The organism is Streptomyces sp. NPDC057702 (assembly GCF_042799315.1).
Taxonomy (GTDB): Bacteria; Actinomycetota; Actinomycetes; order Streptomycetales; family Streptomycetaceae; genus Streptomyces.
This window is the reverse complement of the sequence record NZ_JBHVJC010000030.1, coordinates 1-16,215: the sequence shown is the minus strand read 5'-3', so window position 1 is coordinate 16,215 and position 16,215 is coordinate 1. Positions and strand designations below refer to the sequence as shown.

At 73.0% G+C, this 16,215-nt stretch carries 13 protein-coding genes and 1 pseudogene; 4 read left to right on the top strand and 10 right to left on the bottom strand.

Going from position 1 to position 16,215, the window contains the following annotated elements; all coding sequences use genetic code 11:
• Positions 1-152 precede the first annotated feature (152 nt).
• From ACFVFR_RS22615 to ACFVFR_RS22570, 10 genes are all read right to left on the bottom strand, one after another.
• Positions 153-1,886, bottom strand: a complete 1,734-nt coding sequence (locus ACFVFR_RS22615; RefSeq protein WP_383704514.1) for an NADH-quinone oxidoreductase subunit N — start codon at positions 1,884-1,886, stop codon at positions 153-155.
• Positions 1,886-3,772 carry a NuoM family protein gene (locus ACFVFR_RS22610; RefSeq protein WP_383704681.1) on the bottom strand — a complete coding sequence of 629 codons (1,887 nt, stop codon included), beginning with the start codon at positions 3,770-3,772 and terminating at the stop codon, positions 1,886-1,888. The genes ACFVFR_RS22615 and ACFVFR_RS22610 overlap by 1 nt, the downstream gene beginning before the upstream one ends.
• 170 nt (positions 3,773-3,942) lie before the next feature.
• Positions 3,943-5,976, bottom strand: a complete 2,034-nt coding sequence (locus tag ACFVFR_RS22605) for an NADH-quinone oxidoreductase subunit L (RefSeq protein ID WP_383704512.1) — start codon at positions 5,974-5,976, stop codon at positions 3,943-3,945.
• The gene (nuoK, locus tag ACFVFR_RS22600) at positions 5,973-6,368 is read right to left on the bottom strand and encodes an NADH-quinone oxidoreductase subunit NuoK (protein ID WP_383704510.1); all 396 of its coding nucleotides are present in this window, start codon (positions 6,366-6,368) and stop codon (positions 5,973-5,975) included. The genes ACFVFR_RS22605 and nuoK overlap by 4 nt, the downstream gene beginning before the upstream one ends.
• Positions 6,368-7,084: an NADH-quinone oxidoreductase subunit J gene (locus ACFVFR_RS22595; RefSeq protein WP_383704508.1), complete on the bottom strand. Its 717-nt coding sequence runs from the start codon at positions 7,082-7,084 to the stop codon at positions 6,368-6,370. The genes nuoK and ACFVFR_RS22595 overlap by 1 nt, the downstream gene beginning before the upstream one ends.
• Entirely contained in the window at positions 7,081-7,752 is a 672-nt protein-coding gene (locus ACFVFR_RS22590) for a NuoI/complex I 23 kDa subunit family protein (protein ID WP_383704506.1), read from the bottom strand. The genes ACFVFR_RS22595 and ACFVFR_RS22590 overlap by 4 nt, the downstream gene beginning before the upstream one ends.
• Positions 7,752-8,714, bottom strand: a complete 963-nt coding sequence (locus tag ACFVFR_RS22585) for an NADH-quinone oxidoreductase subunit H (protein ID WP_383704504.1) — start codon at positions 8,712-8,714, stop codon at positions 7,752-7,754. Before ACFVFR_RS22585 ends, ACFVFR_RS22590 begins: the two co-directional genes overlap by 1 nt.
• The gene (locus tag ACFVFR_RS22580; RefSeq protein WP_383704502.1) at positions 8,711-10,351 is read right to left on the bottom strand and encodes an NADH-quinone oxidoreductase subunit C; all 1,641 of its coding nucleotides are present in this window, start codon (positions 10,349-10,351) and stop codon (positions 8,711-8,713) included. The genes ACFVFR_RS22585 and ACFVFR_RS22580 overlap by 4 nt, the downstream gene beginning before the upstream one ends.
• Complete coding sequence (locus tag ACFVFR_RS22575; protein WP_383704500.1) at positions 10,348-10,992, bottom strand: NADH-quinone oxidoreductase subunit B; 645 nt, start codon at positions 10,990-10,992, stop codon at positions 10,348-10,350. Before ACFVFR_RS22575 ends, ACFVFR_RS22580 begins: the two co-directional genes overlap by 4 nt.
• Entirely contained in the window at positions 10,983-11,480 is a 498-nt protein-coding gene (locus tag ACFVFR_RS22570; RefSeq protein ID WP_383704498.1) for an NADH-quinone oxidoreductase subunit A, read from the bottom strand. The genes ACFVFR_RS22575 and ACFVFR_RS22570 overlap by 10 nt, the downstream gene beginning before the upstream one ends.
• Before the next feature lie 334 nt (positions 11,481-11,814).
• Between ACFVFR_RS22570 and ACFVFR_RS22565 the strand changes: the two genes are divergently transcribed.
• The 4 genes and pseudogenes from ACFVFR_RS22565 to ACFVFR_RS22550 form a co-directional block, all read left to right on the top strand.
• Positions 11,815-12,987, top strand: coding sequence for a sensor histidine kinase (locus ACFVFR_RS22565; RefSeq protein WP_383704496.1), 1,173 nt, complete (start codon positions 11,815-11,817; stop codon positions 12,985-12,987).
• A 432-nt stretch (positions 12,988-13,419) separates the two neighbouring features.
• A complete protein-coding gene (locus tag ACFVFR_RS22560; RefSeq protein ID WP_383704494.1) occupies positions 13,420-14,751 on the top strand; it encodes a sensor histidine kinase in 1,332 nt (443 codons plus the stop codon).
• A 257-nt stretch (positions 14,752-15,008) separates the two neighbouring features.
• Entirely contained in the window at positions 15,009-15,668 is a 660-nt protein-coding gene (locus tag ACFVFR_RS22555; RefSeq protein WP_383704492.1) for a response regulator, read from the top strand.
• Between the two features lie 347 nt (positions 15,669-16,015).
• Positions 16,016-16,215: pseudogene (locus ACFVFR_RS22550) on the top strand (2-oxoglutarate ferredoxin oxidoreductase subunit alpha); the annotation flags it as partial.

Genomic DNA, 16,215 nt, shown 5'->3' with positions numbered 1-16,215 from the left:
AGGGTGGCGGGTGAGGCCCGTCACGCCCCGGCGAGGTGGCCGATATGTGGGGTTCGCCCGGCCGGACCCCGGCCGCGCTGCCGCCTCCGGGCTCGGGCTCGGGGAAGGCTGAGGCTCGGGGAAGGGTCAGGGCACCGGGAGGCTCGCTCGGGTTAGAACAGCGTGCCCGACGCGAAGCGCAGCACCAGTTGCGGGGCGCCGGACAGGGCGATGCCGATCGCGGTGGTCAGGACGACCGTCGCGGTCAGAGTGGCCGGGACGCGCGGGCGTACGCGATCCGGAGTGGCCCCTGTCGGGAGCGGCTGACCGTCGGCCGGGGCCGGTGCTCGCAGCGCGAGCCCGCCGGCGGCCGGGCTCGCGGTCGTGGTGGCGTCCGTGGCCGGGCCGGGTGGCGTGGCCGCCTCGCCCGGTGGGTCGGCCGGCGTGGCCGGGCGGGCCGGCGCGGCGGTGGGGCCGCTCGCGGGGGCCGGGGCCTCGGTGGGGGCGGGTGCGCGGAAGAGGGCCGCCGTCCACTGGAGGTAGTAGTACAGCGCGATCACGACGTTGACGGCCATCACGACGGCGAGCCAGCCAAGGCCCGCGTCCACCACCGCGGAGAAGACGGCGACCTTGGCGAACAGGCCGATGACGCCCGGCGGCAGTCCGGCCAGGCACAGCAGGAGGAAGCCGAGCGCGAGGGCGGCCAGCGGGTGGGTGGCGTACAGGGCGCGGTGGTCGGTCAGGCGGTGGCCGGTGCCGTCGTCGGCGCGCCGGGTGGTGTGGGCGACGAGCGCCACGACGGCGAAGGCCCCGAGGTTGACGGCGGCGTACATCAGCGCGTAGGCGACGGTGGCGCCGATCGCGTGCTCCGCGTCGGCCGTGGAGTCGGCGTAGCCGGCCGCCGCGATGGGGACCAGCAGGTAGCCGGCCTGACCGACGGAGGACCAGGCCAGCAGGCGTACGGCGCTGTGCGCGTGCTCGGGGCGCTGCCGGAGGGCGGCCACGTTGCCCACCGTCATGGTGAGCGCGGCGAGTACGGCGATCGCCGGGCCCCACACGTCCGCGTACGAGGGGAAGGCGCGGACGGTCACGACGATCAGGCCGGTGAAGCCGACGGCCTTGCCGATGACGGAGAGGTAGGCGGCGATGGGCAGGGGGGCGCCGACGTAGGTGTCGGGGACCCAGAAGTGGAAGGGCACGGCCGCCGTCTTGAAGGCGAAGCCGATCAGGGTGAGGGCCACGCCCGTCCGCGCGAGCGTCTCCAGTCGCGGGTCGACCTGGGTGAGGCCCTCGGCGACGGTGGCGACGTGCATGCCGCCGGTGGTGGCGTAGACGAAGCTCACGCCCAGCAGGGTGACCGCCGTGGCGACGACGGAGGAGAGGAAGAACTTGAGCGCCGCCTCGGAGGAGCGGCGGTCGTCCCGGCGCATGCCGACGAGGGCGAAGGCGGGCAGGGAGGCGACCTCCAGGGCGATGACCAGCGTGGCCAGGTCGCGGGAGGCGGGCAGCAGCGCGGCGCCGGCCGCCGAGGACAGCAGTAGGAACCAGTACTCGCCGGCCGGCAGCTTCTGCTCCGTCACGGTGTGCAGCGACAGCAGGGCCGTCAGCAGGGCCCCGCCGAGCACCAGGAGCTGGATGGCGACGGTGAAGTCGTCGGCGACGTAGCTGCACACGTCCCCGTCGGAGACCAGGCAGAACGTGGACCTGTCGCCGGCTCGCAGCGGCAGCAGGGACAGCCCGGCGACGGCGAGCCCGGCCACCGCGACCCAGCCGAGCAGCGGCTTGTGCCGTTCGGCCAGGAACAGGTCGGCGACCAGCACGACGAGGCCGACGAGGGCGGTGAGGGTGGGCGGGGCGATGGCCAGCCAGTCGATGGACTGGACGGCGCTCGCGGCGGTGGTGTTCATCAGCTCCCGCCTCCGAGGAGGTGCTGCACGGCCGGGTCGGTCAGCCCCAGCAGGGCCGCGGGCCAGAGCCCGGCGAGGACGGTGAGGACGACGAGCGGCGTCCAGGCGGCGAGTTCGTGGCCTCGGACATCGGGGATGGCGTCACCGCCGCGCGCGCTCGCGGGCGCCTGGCCCCCGGTGGCGTCGGTGGCCGACGCGGCGGGCGTCGGCGTGGTGGCGTCGGGCGTGGTCGTACGGCTGGCGGGAGCGGTGCCGTCCGGTGTGCCGGACGCGCCGATGACCGCCGCGACGGCGGCGGGCACCGCACCGCCCGAACCCGGGGCACCGGCCGCGACGACAGCGCCGCCACTCGTGTCGTGCTCGCCCATGCACACCCGTCGCACCACGATCAGCAGGTACGCGGCCGTCAGCAGGGTGCCGAGGCCGGCGAGCGCGAGGAAGGTCAGGTAGGCGGGGCGGCTGAGGCCGGCGGCCGGTTCGTACGCGCCGAACATGGCCAGCATCTCGCCCCAGAAGCCGGCGAGGCCGGGCAGGCCGAGGGAGGCGATGGCGCCGAAGGCCAGCAGCCCGCCCAGGCGCGGGGCCCTGCCGTACAGCGCGGCGCCCGAGGCCCGCGCGCCCCCTGCGAGCTGGTCCAGGTCGGTACTGCCGAAGCGCTCCTTCAGGCCGCCGACCAGGAAGAACAGCAGGCCGGTGATGAGGCCGTGGGCGATGTTGGCGAAGAGCGCGCCGTTGACACCGGTGGGGGTGAGGGTGGCGATGCCGAGGAGGACGAAGCCCATGTGGCCGACCGAGGAGTAGGCGATCAGGCGCTTGAGGTCGGCCTTGGGCCGGGTGGGGGTCAGCGCGGCGGCGGGCCCGCTCGCGCCCGCGCCGGATGCGGGCAGGGCCAGGGCGAGGCAGGCCAGCGAGCCGTAGAGGATGCCGACGACGGCGAACGCCGCGAGGTAGGGGGCCAGGGTGTGGGCGCCGTCGGGGGCCATCGGCAGCGCGATGCGCACGAGGCCGTAGGTGCCCATCTTCAGCAGCACACCCGCCAGGAGGACGGAGCCGACGGTGGGCGCGGCGGTGTGCGCGTCGGGCAGCCAGCTGTGCAGCGGCCACATGGGCGCCTTCACGGCGAGGCCGATGCCGATCGCGAGCACGGCGATGACCTGCGTGGAGTGGCTGAGCCCGGCCCCGTGGTCGGCGGCGAGCTCCACCATGTCGAAGGTGCCGGCCTTGAGTCCGATGAGCAGGAGGCCCAGCAGCATGACGACGGAGCCGAGCAGCGTGTAGAGGATGAACCGCCAGGCGGCCCGCTCGCGCTCGGCGCCGGGGCGGGCGCCGTCGGCCGGGGTGGCCGGGGGCGTGCCGGTCGCCGCCGTGGCGGTGGGGCTCGCCGCGCTCTCCTGGCCGCCCCAGCGGGCGATCAGGAAGTACATCGGGATGAGCACCATCTCGAACGCGAGGAAGAAGAGGATCAGGTCGAGGACGGCGAAGGTGGCGAGGGTGCCGGCTTCCAGGACGAGCAGCAGCGCCACGAACGCTGCCGGCGAGGGGCCCGCGGGCATGCGGTAGTAGCTGTAGAGCGCGCAGAGGAAGGTGAGCAGCGTGGTCATGACCAGCAGCGGCAGCGAGATGCCGTCGACGCCCAGGTGGATTCGGATGTCCAGGGCCGGAATCCACCGGATGTCGGTGGTCGCCTGCATCGCCTCGGAGCGGTCGTGGTCAAAGCCGACCGCCAGGGCGATGGACAGGGCCAGGACCAGCCCGGTGACGGTGACGCCGTGGCGCAGTACGGCCTGCTCCGGGTCGCGCCCGCGCAGTCCGGGCGGGGCGGGCAACAGCGCGGCGACCGCGCCGATCAGCGGAAGGACGACGATGGCCGCGAGGAGGAGTTGCATCACGTTCTGACTCACCTCAAAGGCTCCTCGGGGTGGCGGCCGGCCGCCAGGGCCGGGTGCGTCGCGGTGACCGGCCCGGGCGGGGCCGGCCGGGTGCGGCGGGTCGGCCCCTGGCGGTGGGTTCGGTGGGCGGGCCCGGGGCGGTGGGCGTACGGGGGGCGCGGCATGGGTCAGCCTCCCGTCGCGGTGACGACGACGGCGACGACGAGCACCAGCGAACCGGCCAGCAACGCGCTCAGGTACGTCTGCACGTTGCCGGTCTGCGTCCTGCGTACGGCCGCGCCGAGCAGGCCGGGCGCGGCGGAGGCGCCCTTGACGTACGTCTCGACGACCTCGCGGTCGAGGAAGCGGACGAGGCGGGCGGCGGCCCGCACGGGGCGGACGAACACCGCCGCGTACACCGCGTCCAGGTGGAAGCCGACCGCCGCGTGCCGGTGCAGCGGGCCGAGCAGCAGCCGGCCCGGGTCGGCCGGGTCGGGCGCCGTGGCGATGCTGCCGTAGGCCGGTTCGTGGCTGGCGATGGCCTCGATCTCGGACACGGCGGGCTCGGCTCGCGGGTGCGCGGCGACGGCGCCGAGCGGGGGCCGGTCGCCGAGTGCGGTGGTGTGCCGCCAGGTCGCGTACGTCATCAGACCGCCGACCAGGGCGAAGCCGGTGCCGAGTACGGAGGTGGTGAGGGTCGGGTCGAGCGAGTGGTCGTCGAACCAGCTCGGGAGGTGGCCGGTGGCCACCCCGAGGCCGGCGGCCGGCACGAACAGGACCCACAGCACGACGTTCATGACCAGCGGCTGCCTGCCGTGGTCGGGGGCCTCCGGGCCGCTGCCACGGAAGGCCAGAAGCCACAGCCGGGTCGCGTACCCCGCTGTGAGCAGGGCCGTGACCAGGCCGGCGATCAGCACGACCCAACCGACGGCGCCGGGCACGTCGTACGCGGACTCGGTGGCGCCGTGTCCGGTGGCGACGGACTCGGCCGCGCCCAGCACGGCCTCCTTGGAGAAGAAGCCGGCGAACGGCGGGATCGCCGCGAGCGCGAGCAGGGCCACGCTCATCGTCCAGTACGCGTCGGGAATGCGTCGGGCGAGGCCGCTCATCCGGGACATGGCGGCCAGCGAGTTGGTGCCTGCGGCGTGGATGATGACGCCGGCCCCCAGGAAGAGCAGGGCCTTGAACGCGCCGTGCGTCATCAGGTGGAAGACGGCGGCACCGCGGTCGCCGACGGCCAGCGCGCCGGTCATGTACCCGAGCTGGCCGACGGTCGAGTAGGCCAGGACCCGTTTGATGTCGTCCTGGGCGAGCGCGGCGAGCGCGGAGCCCACCATGGTGATCGCGGCCATGACGGCGAGGGTGGCCAGCGCGGCGGCGGACGCGGCGAAGACGGGCAGCAGTCGGGCGATGAAGTAGACGCCGGCCGCCACCATCGTCGCGGCGTGGATGAGCGCGGAGACCGGGGTCGGGCCGGCCATCGCGTCCGGCAGCCAGGTGTGCAGCGGGAACTGGGCTGACTTGCCCGCGACGCCGGCGAGCAGCAGCAGCGCGATGACGGTGGGGTGGTCGAGCTCGAAGCCGCTGCCGGACTGGCCGGGGCCGCCGGCGGTGAGCCCGGCGTAGATCTCGCTGATCCGGAACGTCCCGGTGTCGGCGGCGAGCGCGAAGACGCCGATCAGGAACGGCACGTCGCCGAGCTTGGTGACCAGGAACGCCTTGAGCGAGGCCGAGCGCGCGGCGGCCGTCTCCCAGTAGTGCCCGACCAGGAAGTACGAGCAGATGCCCATGACCTCCCAGCCGACGAGCAGCACGATCAGGTCGTCGGAGTAGACGACGAGCAGCATCGCGGAGGTGAAGAGCGAGACGAGCGCGGCGTACGAGGGGTAGCGCGGGTCCTCGCGCAGGTAGCCGACGGAGTAGCTCTGGACGCAGGTGGCGACGACCGCGACCAGGATGGCGACGAGGGCGGCGAAGCCGTCGACGTGCAGGGCGAGGGTGATCGGGATCGAGCCGGTGTCGGTGAGCTTGGTGGCCGCGTCGACCGGTGTCTCGCCGCCCTGGCGGACGGCGACGACGACGGCGAGCACGGCGGCGGCGAGCGTGGGCAGCACGGCCAGCGGCCGGACGAACCCGGGGGCACGGCGGCCACAGAGCAACCCCGCGACGGCGCCCAGGAAGGGCAGCAGGGGGACGAGGGCGGCGGTGGTCGTGGTCGTCACGCGGCGGCCTCTCCGCTGGTCAGACGCTTGCCATCGGCGAGGTCGGCGGCACTGTCGGGGGTGGCTGGCGCGCTGTCGGCGGTGGGGACGTCGGCGAGGTCGCGGAGTCTGTCGACGTCGGAGGTGCCACGGTTGCGGTACACGAGCAGCACGATGGAGAGGCCGATGCCGATCTCGGCGGCGGCGACGGCGATGGTGAACAGGGTGAGCGCCTGGCCCGCGTGCAGGGTGTCGCGGAGCCAGACGTCGAAGGCGACGAGGTTGAGGTTGACGGCGTTGAGCATGAGCTCGACGGACATCAGGACCAGGATCGCGTTGCGCCGGGCGAGCACGCCGTAGAGGCCGACGCAGAAGAGCAGGGCGGCGAGCACGGCGGGGTAGACGAGGTGCATCAGCTGGTGCCCTCCCTGGGAGCGCGCTCGGCGGCGCCCCCGTCGGTGGTGCCGGTGCCGGTCGCGGGGCGGCGGCCGGATCGGCCGCTGAGCCGTGCCGGGCCCGCGCCGCCGGTGCGGGATGCGCGACCCGCGGCGCCGCCCTGGCCGCCGCCGGTCACCCGGTCCTCGCGGTCCTTGCGGGAGAGCACGATGGCGCCGACCAGTGCCGCGAGCAGCAGGACGGACAGCGCCTCGAAGGGCAGCACCCAGTGGCGGAAGAGGAACTCGCCGGTCACCCGCGTCGAGCCGGCCCCGCCCTCCCCGGCCGCCGGTGTGTCCAGGTCGATCCAGGTGGAGCGGAAGGCGTCCACGACCACCCACACCAGAGCGCCCGCGGCGGCGACCGCCACCGCGAGGGCGGCCCACCGGTTGCCCGAGTCGGCGTCCGGCGAGCGCCCGATGGGCGCCTTGGTGAGCATCAACCCGAACAGCAGCAGAACCACCACGGAGCCGACGTAGATCAGCACCTGCACCCAGGCGATGAACTCCGCCGTGAGCAGGAGGTACTCCACCGCGAGGCCGCCGAGCGCCACCACGAGCCACAGCGCCGCGTGCACGAGCTGCTTGGTGGTGACGGTGATGACGGCCGCGCCGAGCGTCACGACGCCGACGAGGAGGAAGGCGATCTCGACTCCGGTGGGCGAGAGAAAGCCCTGGCCAGCGGCGAGCGTCATGAGGGCGCCCCTTCGCCCGGGGCGCCGGACGCGCCGGGCCCCTCCTGCGCGGCGCCACCCGCGCCGGGCGTACCCGGCTCGCTCGGCGCGGCTGGCGCGGCCGAGTCGGCCGCGGCAGCGACGGCGGCGAGCTTGTCGGCCGTCTTGCGGGCGGCGGCGATCTCCTTGGGCTCCTCCGCGCCGGGGTCGAGGGCGGGCGGCGCGGGCACGGTCCACATCCACTCGCGGAGCTTGTCCCGCTCGTGGGTCAGCTCACGGATGTCGGTCTCGGCGTACTCGAACTCCGGCGACCAGAACAGCGCGTCGAAGGGGCAGACCTCGATGCAGATGCCGCAGTACATGCACAGGGCGAAGTCGATGGCGAAGCGGTCGAGCACGTTCTGGCTGCGCTCCCGGCCGCCGGGGGTCGCGGCGGGCACCGTCTCCTTGTGGGAGTCGATGTAGATGCACCAGTCGGGGCACTCGCGCGCGCAGAGCATGCAGACCGTGCAGTTCTCCTCGAACAGCCCGATCACGCCCCGGCTGCGCGGAGGCAGCTCGGGCAGTGCGTCGGGGTACTGCGCGGTGTGCGTCTTGCGGGTCATCGTGCGCAGCGTGACAGCCAGCCCCTTGGCCAGCCCGGAGCCGGGCCAGCCGGACTTCTTCTGCGGCAGGTTGTCCAGTGCCATCAGGAGATCACTACCTTCACGACGCCGGTCAGGGCGATCTGGGCCAGCGCGAGCGGGATGAGGACGGTCCAGGCGAGCTTTTGCAACTGGTCCTCGCGCAGTCGCGGATAGGTCGCCCGGAGCCAGATCACGACGAACGCCAGAGCCAGCGTCTTGAGCAGCATCCACAGCCAGCCGAGCCCGTCGGGGAAGGGCCCGTGCCAGCCGCCGAGGAAGAGCACGGCCGTGAGCGCGGAGAGCACGACGATGCCGGCGTACTCGGCGAGCAGGAACAGCGCAAAGCGGAGTCCGGTGTACTCCGTGTACGCGCCGAAGATGATCTCGGAGTCGGCCACCGGGGCGTCGAAGGGCGGTCGTTGCAGCTCGGCCAGGCCGGCGACGAAGAACACCACACCGCCCACGATCTGCCACGGCACCCACCACCACTCGAAGGCGTCGAGCATGCCGGGCAGCGAGACGGTGCCGGCGGCCATCGCCACGGAGGCGGCGGTGAGCAGCATGGGCAGCTCGTAGGCCAGGAGCTGGGCGGCGGTGCGCAGGCCACCCAGGAGGGAGAACTTGTTGGCCGACGCCCAGCCCGCCATGAGGGAGCCCAGCACGCCGACCCCCATCACCGCGAGGACGAAGAAGATGCCCGCGTCGATGACCTCGCCGACCGCGTTGTCGGGGCCGATCGGGATGGCGACGAGGACCAGCAGGTAGGGCAGCAGCGCGACGGCGGGCGCGAGTTGGAAGACGCGTCGGTCGGCGTCCGCCGGTACGACGTCCTCCTTCTGCGCGAACTTCACGCCGTCCGCGACGAGCTGGGCCCAGCCGTGGAAGCCACCGGCGTACATCGGGCCGAGGCGGCCCTGCATGTGGGCCATGACCTTGTGCTCGGTCTGGCCGACGACCAGGGGAAGCACCAGGAAGACCGCGAAGACGGCGAGGAGTCGCAGCGCGACGTCGAGGGTGTCGTTCACGCGTCGCCTCCGTCGGTCCGCCCACCGTCGTCCACGGCCTCGGGCCGGGTCTCGGGCCGGGCCTCGGGTTCGGCCCGGGGCGCCGTCGTGTCGCCCGGCCGGGCCTTCTGCTCGGGGGCGGGCTCCTGCCCCGCCGTGGCCTGCGACGCGGCGGCTGCCTCGGACTCGGAGGCGGGCTCGGACCCGGAGGCGGGCCCGGGCGGTGCGCCGGGCCGCCGCCCGGCGGCGGGCCGCCGCGCGGGCTCCGGTCGAGGCTCGGTCTCGGCCGTCGGGGCCGCCGACCGCGCGTCCCCTGGCCCGGCGTCCGTCGCGGAGGGGGTCGGTGTCGGAGCCTGCGCCGCTGTGCCGGTCGCGGCGGAAGCGGGCGCGGCTGGCGCCGCGGGTGAAGCCTCCGGGCTCGTGGTGTCCGAGAGGTCCTGAGCGGGAGGGGCGGGCAAGGCGGGCGCGGCGTCCGTACGGGACGGGGCGGCCGTCACCGGCGCGGCGTCCGAGGTCGACTCGGCCGGGGTGGGCTCCGCCGAGGTCGGCTCCGCCGGACGATCCCCGCTTGCCGACGGCTTGTCGGTTGCCGGCCGGGGGTCGTGCCAGGGGGCGTCGGGGGAGCTGCGGGCGGGGCGGGCCGCACCCTCGGGCGCGTCGGTGCCTGCCTGGCTCGCGTCGCGCTGGCTCGCCGAGCCGGCGCCCGCGCTACGGGTGCGCCGGGGTGGGCGGGCCGGGGCCTCCCGGGTCGGGGCGGCCTCGGCTGCCGAAGCGTCGGTCCCGGCCTGTTGGCTGGCCGAACCGGCGCTCACCGAGCGAGAACGCCGCACCGGGCGGTCACCTCCCGCACCGGCCGCGCGGGCACCGCGCGCCGGGCGCGCGGGCGGGGGCGGGAGCTGGCCCTTGAGCGGGCCCCAGTCGTTGGGGTCGGGCACGCCGGGCGGCAGCATCTGCCGTCGCTTGGGCCCACCGTGGTCGGACTCCCCCGGCTCCTTGGCGCCGGGCCACGCCTTCGCGACCCGTGCAGCCAACACGAAGTCCTTGCGCAGCGGGTGGCCCTCGAACCCGTCGGGCAGCAGCAGCGGCGTCAGGCCCGGGTGGTCGGTGAAGTCGATGCCGAACATCTCGTGGGTCTCGCGCTCGTGCCATTCAGCGCCCGGGTAGACGTCGACGGCGCTGGCCAGGACGGCGGCGTCGTGCGGGACGGTCGTCCGGACCAACAGCCGTCGCAGCCGCACGGGCTCGGCCTGTGGGTCGGCTGTGGAGTGCGCCCCGCGCTCGGCTCGGGCCACGTCCTCGGCGTCCGGCAGGGCGGCCACGTGCGCGGCGACACGCAGGCCCGTGCCCGGCTCGTCCACCGCGCTCAACCAGTCGAAGTACGTGCAGCCCAGCGTGGTGCGGGCGGCGAGCAGGGCGGAGATCCAGGACTCGGCGGGCACGTCGACGGTCAACAGCTCGTACGTCTCCTCGGCCCGCGCGCCGGCCCCGAAGAGCACGTCGGCGGAGTCCGGCAGCCAACCCACCGGCGGCGTCGGCCGCGGCGCTTCGGCGGCGGGCCGGGCCGCTTCGCTCCCGTCGGCCGGCGGGCCCACCGCGCCGGCGGCGTCGGCGGCGCCGGCCGCGCCCGGGGGGCGGCCGGGGTCGTCGGGCGTGCTCATCGGGCGTCCTCCCCGGCCGGCTTCGACGGCTCCGGCGCCGGGACCAGCGCGCTGCGCAACGCGTCGGCGGAGGGGGACGGCACGGGCCCGTGCGGGTAGCGGCCCGCCAGGGACTCGCTGGCGATCTTCTCCTGGAGCTTGAGGATGCCCTGCAGGAGCGCCTCGGGGCGGGGCGGGCAGCCGGGCACGTACACGTCGACGGGGATGATCTGGTCGACGCCCTTGGTGACGGAGTACGAGTCCCAGTACGGGCCACCGCAGTTGGAGCAGGCGCCGAAGGAGATCACGTACTTGGGCTCGGGCATCTGCTCGTACAGCCGCTTGATGGCCGGCGCCATCTTGTCCGTGACCGTGCCGGAGACGAGCATGAGGTCGGCCTGGCGCGGTCCGGGCGCGAAGGGGATCACGCCAAGCCGGATGAAGTCGTGTCGGGCCATCGACGCGGCGATGAACTCGATCGCGCAGCAGGCCAGCCCGAAGTTGAAGACCCAGAGGCTGTAACGGCGGCCCCAGTTGAGGATGACCTTCATCGGTTCGGGTGCGAGTCGGGCCAGCGGGCCGAGCCGACTCGTGCCACTGGCGGGCCGCGCGAACGTGGGCGCGGGGAGGTCCACGGGGGTCGCCCGGGGGGTCACGTCCATTCGAGGACGCCCTTCTTCCATGCGTACAACAGGCCGACGGTCAGGAAGCCGAGGAAGACGAACATCTCGACCAGGGTGGTGCCGCCGAAGCCGGGTTCGGCGAAGACGGTCGCCCAGGGGAAGAGAAAGATCGAGTCCACCGCGAAGATCACGTACAGGAAGGCGTACACGTAGTAGCGGACCTGGGTGTGGGCCCAGCCCTCGCCTACCGGGTCGACGCCGCACTCGTAGGCGAGCAGCTTCTCCGGCGTCGGCACCACGGGGCGCAGCAACCGGCCGCCCACGAAGGCGACGGTCACGAAGAGGACGCCGACGACCGCGAGCAGACCAACGGTCGAGTAGCTGTCGAAGTACGCCGCGGCCAGCCGCACGGGGGTGTCGGCGACGGAACCGTCGGTATGGCCTGGAGACCCGGCGACGGGCGTGATCACCGTCCCCGGCACGTCCGTCACATACGTCACGTCCGTCCCTCGCTCCCTCTGCCGCATTCCTGCTTGGTGGATTGCTTGCCGCCCAGCTCACCGCCACTTTCCGCAGATATGCGGCACTGGCGATCCATACGCACGGGAGTCTAGGCCCTGCGCGCGACCCGATGGCCAGCTTGTCCACAGGGGTGGGGTTATCCTCAGCTTGTCGTACCAGCGTTCCCCATGGCGTTCTGGCGACCTGGCCCGGCAGGCTTGGGGTATGAGCGCCAGACCTGCGGCTGATTCTCCCGTGAATGTGGCCGGTGCCACGTTCCGCAATGCCGGCCCCGATAGCCGGACGGGTGACCGTGCCGCTCCTCGCGGCCATTCCACGTCGAGTCCGGGGGGCGACACCATGAGCGGTGTGACGAGCGGGGCCGAGAGCGCCGAGCCATCGTTGCCACGCCCGCCCGCCTTCGCGTTCCCGGCGGCGACCTGGCGCGAGATCGCGCACCTGCTGACGAACCTGCCCGTGGGGATCTTCGGCTTCGTCTACGTGTCCAGCTGGGTGTTCGCCGGCCTCGCCCTGTCGGTCACCGTCATCGGGCTGCCGATGCTGGCGCTCGGGCTGCTCGGCAGCCGCCAGATCGGCAAGTTCGAGCGGGCGCGCGCCCGGCGGCTGCTCGGCGTCCACGTGGACAAGCCGAGCCGGCTGCGACACCGCGCGCACGGCGGTTTCCTCTCCTGGTTGTGGACCAGCCTCAAGGACACGGTCGGCTGGCGACACACGCTCTACCTGTTCATTCGCCTGCCGTGGGCCGTGCTGACGTTCACCCTCACGCTGGTGGGCCTGTTCGTCGCCTGGCCGGTACTGCCCTGGATCGCGCGCGGACTCAGCCACGGGGACCGGGCGATGGTGCGTGGCCTGCTCTCCCCCTCCGACGAGCTGGAACGGCGTATCGCCGAGTTGGAGTCGGATCGTGGGGTGGTAGTGGACACCGCCGCCGCCGACCTACGCCGCATCGAACGCGACCTCCACGACGGCGCCCAAGCACGACTGGTCGCCCTGGCCATGGACCTCGGCATGGCCAAGGAAAAACTCACCGAAGACCCCGAAGCCGCCGCCAAAATGGTCGACGAAGCACACGGCGAAGTAAAAATCGCCCTCCAAGAACTCCGCGACCTCGCCCGCGGCATCCACCCCGCCATCCTCACCGACCGCGGCCTAGGCCCCGCACTCTCCGCCCTCGCCGCCCGCTGCACCGTCCCCGCCACCATCTCCGTCGATCTCCACGAGCGGCCAGCTCCGGCGATCGAGGGCATCGCGTACTTCACGGTCTCCGAACTGCTCCAGAACATCAGCAAGCACAGCCAGGCCCGGGCGGCGACCGTCGAGCTGTGGCGCACCGAGCACCGGCTGCTGCTCCAGGTGTGGGACAACGGTGTGGGCGGGGCCGACACCAGCGGCGGCGGCCTGGCCGGGCTCGCGGAGCGACTCGGCTCGGTCGACGGCCTGTTCGTCATCGACTCACCGCCCGACGGGCCGACGACGATCACCGCCGAACTCCCCTGGCGCGACCGCGCCTGACGCCCCCGGCGCGCGGCGCGGCGCGTCCCGCCCTCGCCCCATCCTGGCGTTGCCCCCGCGTCCCTACGGCGCGGCGCGGCCGGGTGCCGTGCTCCGGCGCGTGCCCGCGCGGCCGTACCCACCGCCGCGTGCCTGGCGTACGCGCCGGCGCGGGTGGGCGGGACCGCGCGGTTCGGGGTGCGGTGGGCGTACCCGCGTGGCCGGGGCGGGCGCGGGCGCGTGGGGCGCCTCTCGTACGGTCGGCGGGGCCGTGGGATTACGGTCGGGTGCCGTGGCCCCACCGAGGGGGTAGGGAAAACCCCCTCCCGAAGAGGGCGACGACCTCCATGGCCGGGGCGGGTCCCGTCCGCCAGCCTTGAGGTAGCTCAGGGCGAGCCGCCCTCCGCGCCGCACATGGCGGCGTGGACGATGGACCGAAGGACGGACGAAGTGATGGCCACCGCATACGGATCTGATCGGCACAGCGCCGAGCTGCGCAGCCACCGGTTGCCCGCGGGGCTGCGCGCCCCGTTCGAGGCCCGCACCTGGCGCGAGCTGTGCTACCTCGTCCTGAACCTGCCCATAGCCGTCATGTCCTTCACGTACGCGATCACGATGTTCTCGCTCGGCGTCGGGCTGCTCGTCACCTTCCTCGGCGTGCCGGTCCTCGCCCTGATGCTCCTGGGCGTGCGCGGGTTCGGCGTGTTCGAGCGGGCGCGCGCCCGGCTCCTGTTGCGCCACGACGTGGCCGGTCCCGCGCCGGTGCTACGCCGGGGCGCCAAGTCCGGGCCGTTCGCCTGGATGGGAGCGATGCTCAAGAACGGCGACTCCTGGCGACAGCTGCTCTACGCCGTGCTGTTGCTGCCGTGGTCGGTGTGCACATTCGTCATCACCGTGGTCGTCACCATGAACGGCTGGGGCCTGCTGACCTACCCCCTGTGGCGCTGGGTCTTCCCCCGTTACACCGACGACCCGGGTCTACAGCTCTGGGGCAGCGAGGACCACGGCTTCTACCTCAACACGCCCTTCGAGCTGGCGCTCACCTGTGCCGTCGGCGCCGCGTTCGTCCTGACCGCCCCGTGGCTGATCCGTGGCATGGCGTACGTCGACCGGCTGATGGTCTCCGGGCTGCTGGGCCCCTCACAGCTCGCGAACCGGGTCACCGAGTTGGAGTCGGATCGTGGGGTGGTGGTGGACACCGCCGCCGCCGACCTACGCCGCATCGAACGCGACCTCCACGACGGCGCCCAAGCACGACTGGTCGCCCTGGCCATGGACCTCGGCATGGCCAAGGAAAAACTCACCGAAGACCCCGAAGCCGCCGCCAAAATGGTCGACGAAGCACACGGCGAAGTAAAAATCGCCCTCCAAGAACTCCGCGACCTCGCCCGCGGCATCCACCCCGCCATCCTCACCGACCGCGGCCTAGGCCCCGCACTCTCCGCCCTCGCCGCCCGCTGCACCGTGCCGGTGAAGGTGGTCGTGGACCTCACGGCGCGGCCGGCCCCGGCCATCGAGGGCATCGCCTACTTCACGGTCTCCGAACTGCTCCAGAACATCAGCAAGCACAGCCAGGCCCGCACCGCTGGGGTCGATGTCTGGCGAACCGACCACCGGCTGATGCTGCAGGTCAGCGACGACGGCAGGGGCGGCGCCGACACCTCGTCGGGTTCCGGTCTGGCCGGACTGGCGGAGCGGCTGGACGCGGTGGACGGGCTGCTGGTCGTGGACTCCCCCGTGGGTGGGCCGACGACGGTCACGGCCGAACTGCCCTGGCGTGGCTGACCCCGCCCGGCGGACGGCGCCGGTCAAACCTCCGGCTGCCCCGTAACAGCGCGACCTCCTCCCCCTTGTCGCCCCCTCCGGCGCGTGGCGTGAACCCACCCGTCCCCCAGGCCACCTCTCACCCCTGGTCATCCGGTGGGGAAACGTCCCCCTACATCTCGGCAATCGGTCCCGGAGCCCACCGCTCCGGGACCGATTGCTGAGATGCTGTGCCCAAGGTGTCGACGTCGGGGGGCTGGAACATTGTGGAGGCAAGGGTGCGGGTGGTCATCGCCGAAGATTCGGTACTGCTTCGGGAGGGCCTGACCCGGCTCCTGACCGACCGCGGGCACGACGTCGTCGCGGGGGTGGGTGACGCGGAGGCGCTGCTGAAGGCGGTGGCGCGGCTGGCCGCCGACGGCGCGTTGCCGGACGTGGTGGTGGCGGACGTGCGAATGCCGCCGACACACACCGACGAGGGCGTACGCGCGGCCGTGCAGCTCCGCCGCGACCACCCTGACCTGGGCGTGCTGGTGCTGTCGCAGTACGTCGAGGAGCAGTACGCCACGGAATTGCTGGCCGGCAGCAGTCGCGGGGTGGGGTATCTCCTCAAGGACCGGGTGGCCGAGGTGCGGGAGTTCGCCGACGCGGTGGTGCGGGTGGCCCAGGGAGGCACGGCGCTCGACCCCGAGGTGGTCGCCCAGCTCCTGGGCCGCAGTCGCAAACAGGACGTGCTGGCCGGCCTCACCCCGCGCGAACGGGAAGTCCTAGGACTCATGGCCGAGGGCCGCACGAATTCCGCCGTTGCCCGCCAGCTCGTCGTCAGTGACGGCGCGGTGGAGAAACACGTCAGCAATATCTTCCTGAAACTGGGCCTCTCGCCGAGCGACGGAGATCACCGCCGCGTGCTGGCCGTACTCACCTATCTCAAGTCCTGACGCCCGGAGAACCAACGCGACTCCGCGCGTCCCGCGATCGGCTCGACGCACCGGAATACACGCCGGTCGACCGAGCAAGTCGTACAACAAAAGTCCGGCGGGGAGCACCACTATCGCGATGCCCCCGCCGACCCGGAAATGGACATCGGGGGTGGACAAGTCATGGCAAATCCCTCCATACATATGAGCTGTGCCGCCGTCCACCATGTGATCCAGCCCGGGGAAGGTGACCCTTACCCCCGTACGATGGGCGAGGGACGACCCATTGGCATCGCCTGGGCTCCGGGAATTACTCCCGGCGCCAACCAGCCCGTCGCGAGCCGCCGCCTCGAAGGAGGTCCGAAGCAGTGACCAGCCAGGTCAACAGCACGGCCGAGCAGGCCGAAAACGCCGAGCAGGCCGGTTCGGCCGCACCGAGCCAGGACGGGCCAGAACCCGTCGACGGCCAGCGTGAGTCCGCTCCGGCCAAGGAAACGCGTCAGTTGGATCGGGTCATTATCCGTTTTGCGGGTGATTCGGGTGATGGTATGCAGTTGACGGGTGATCG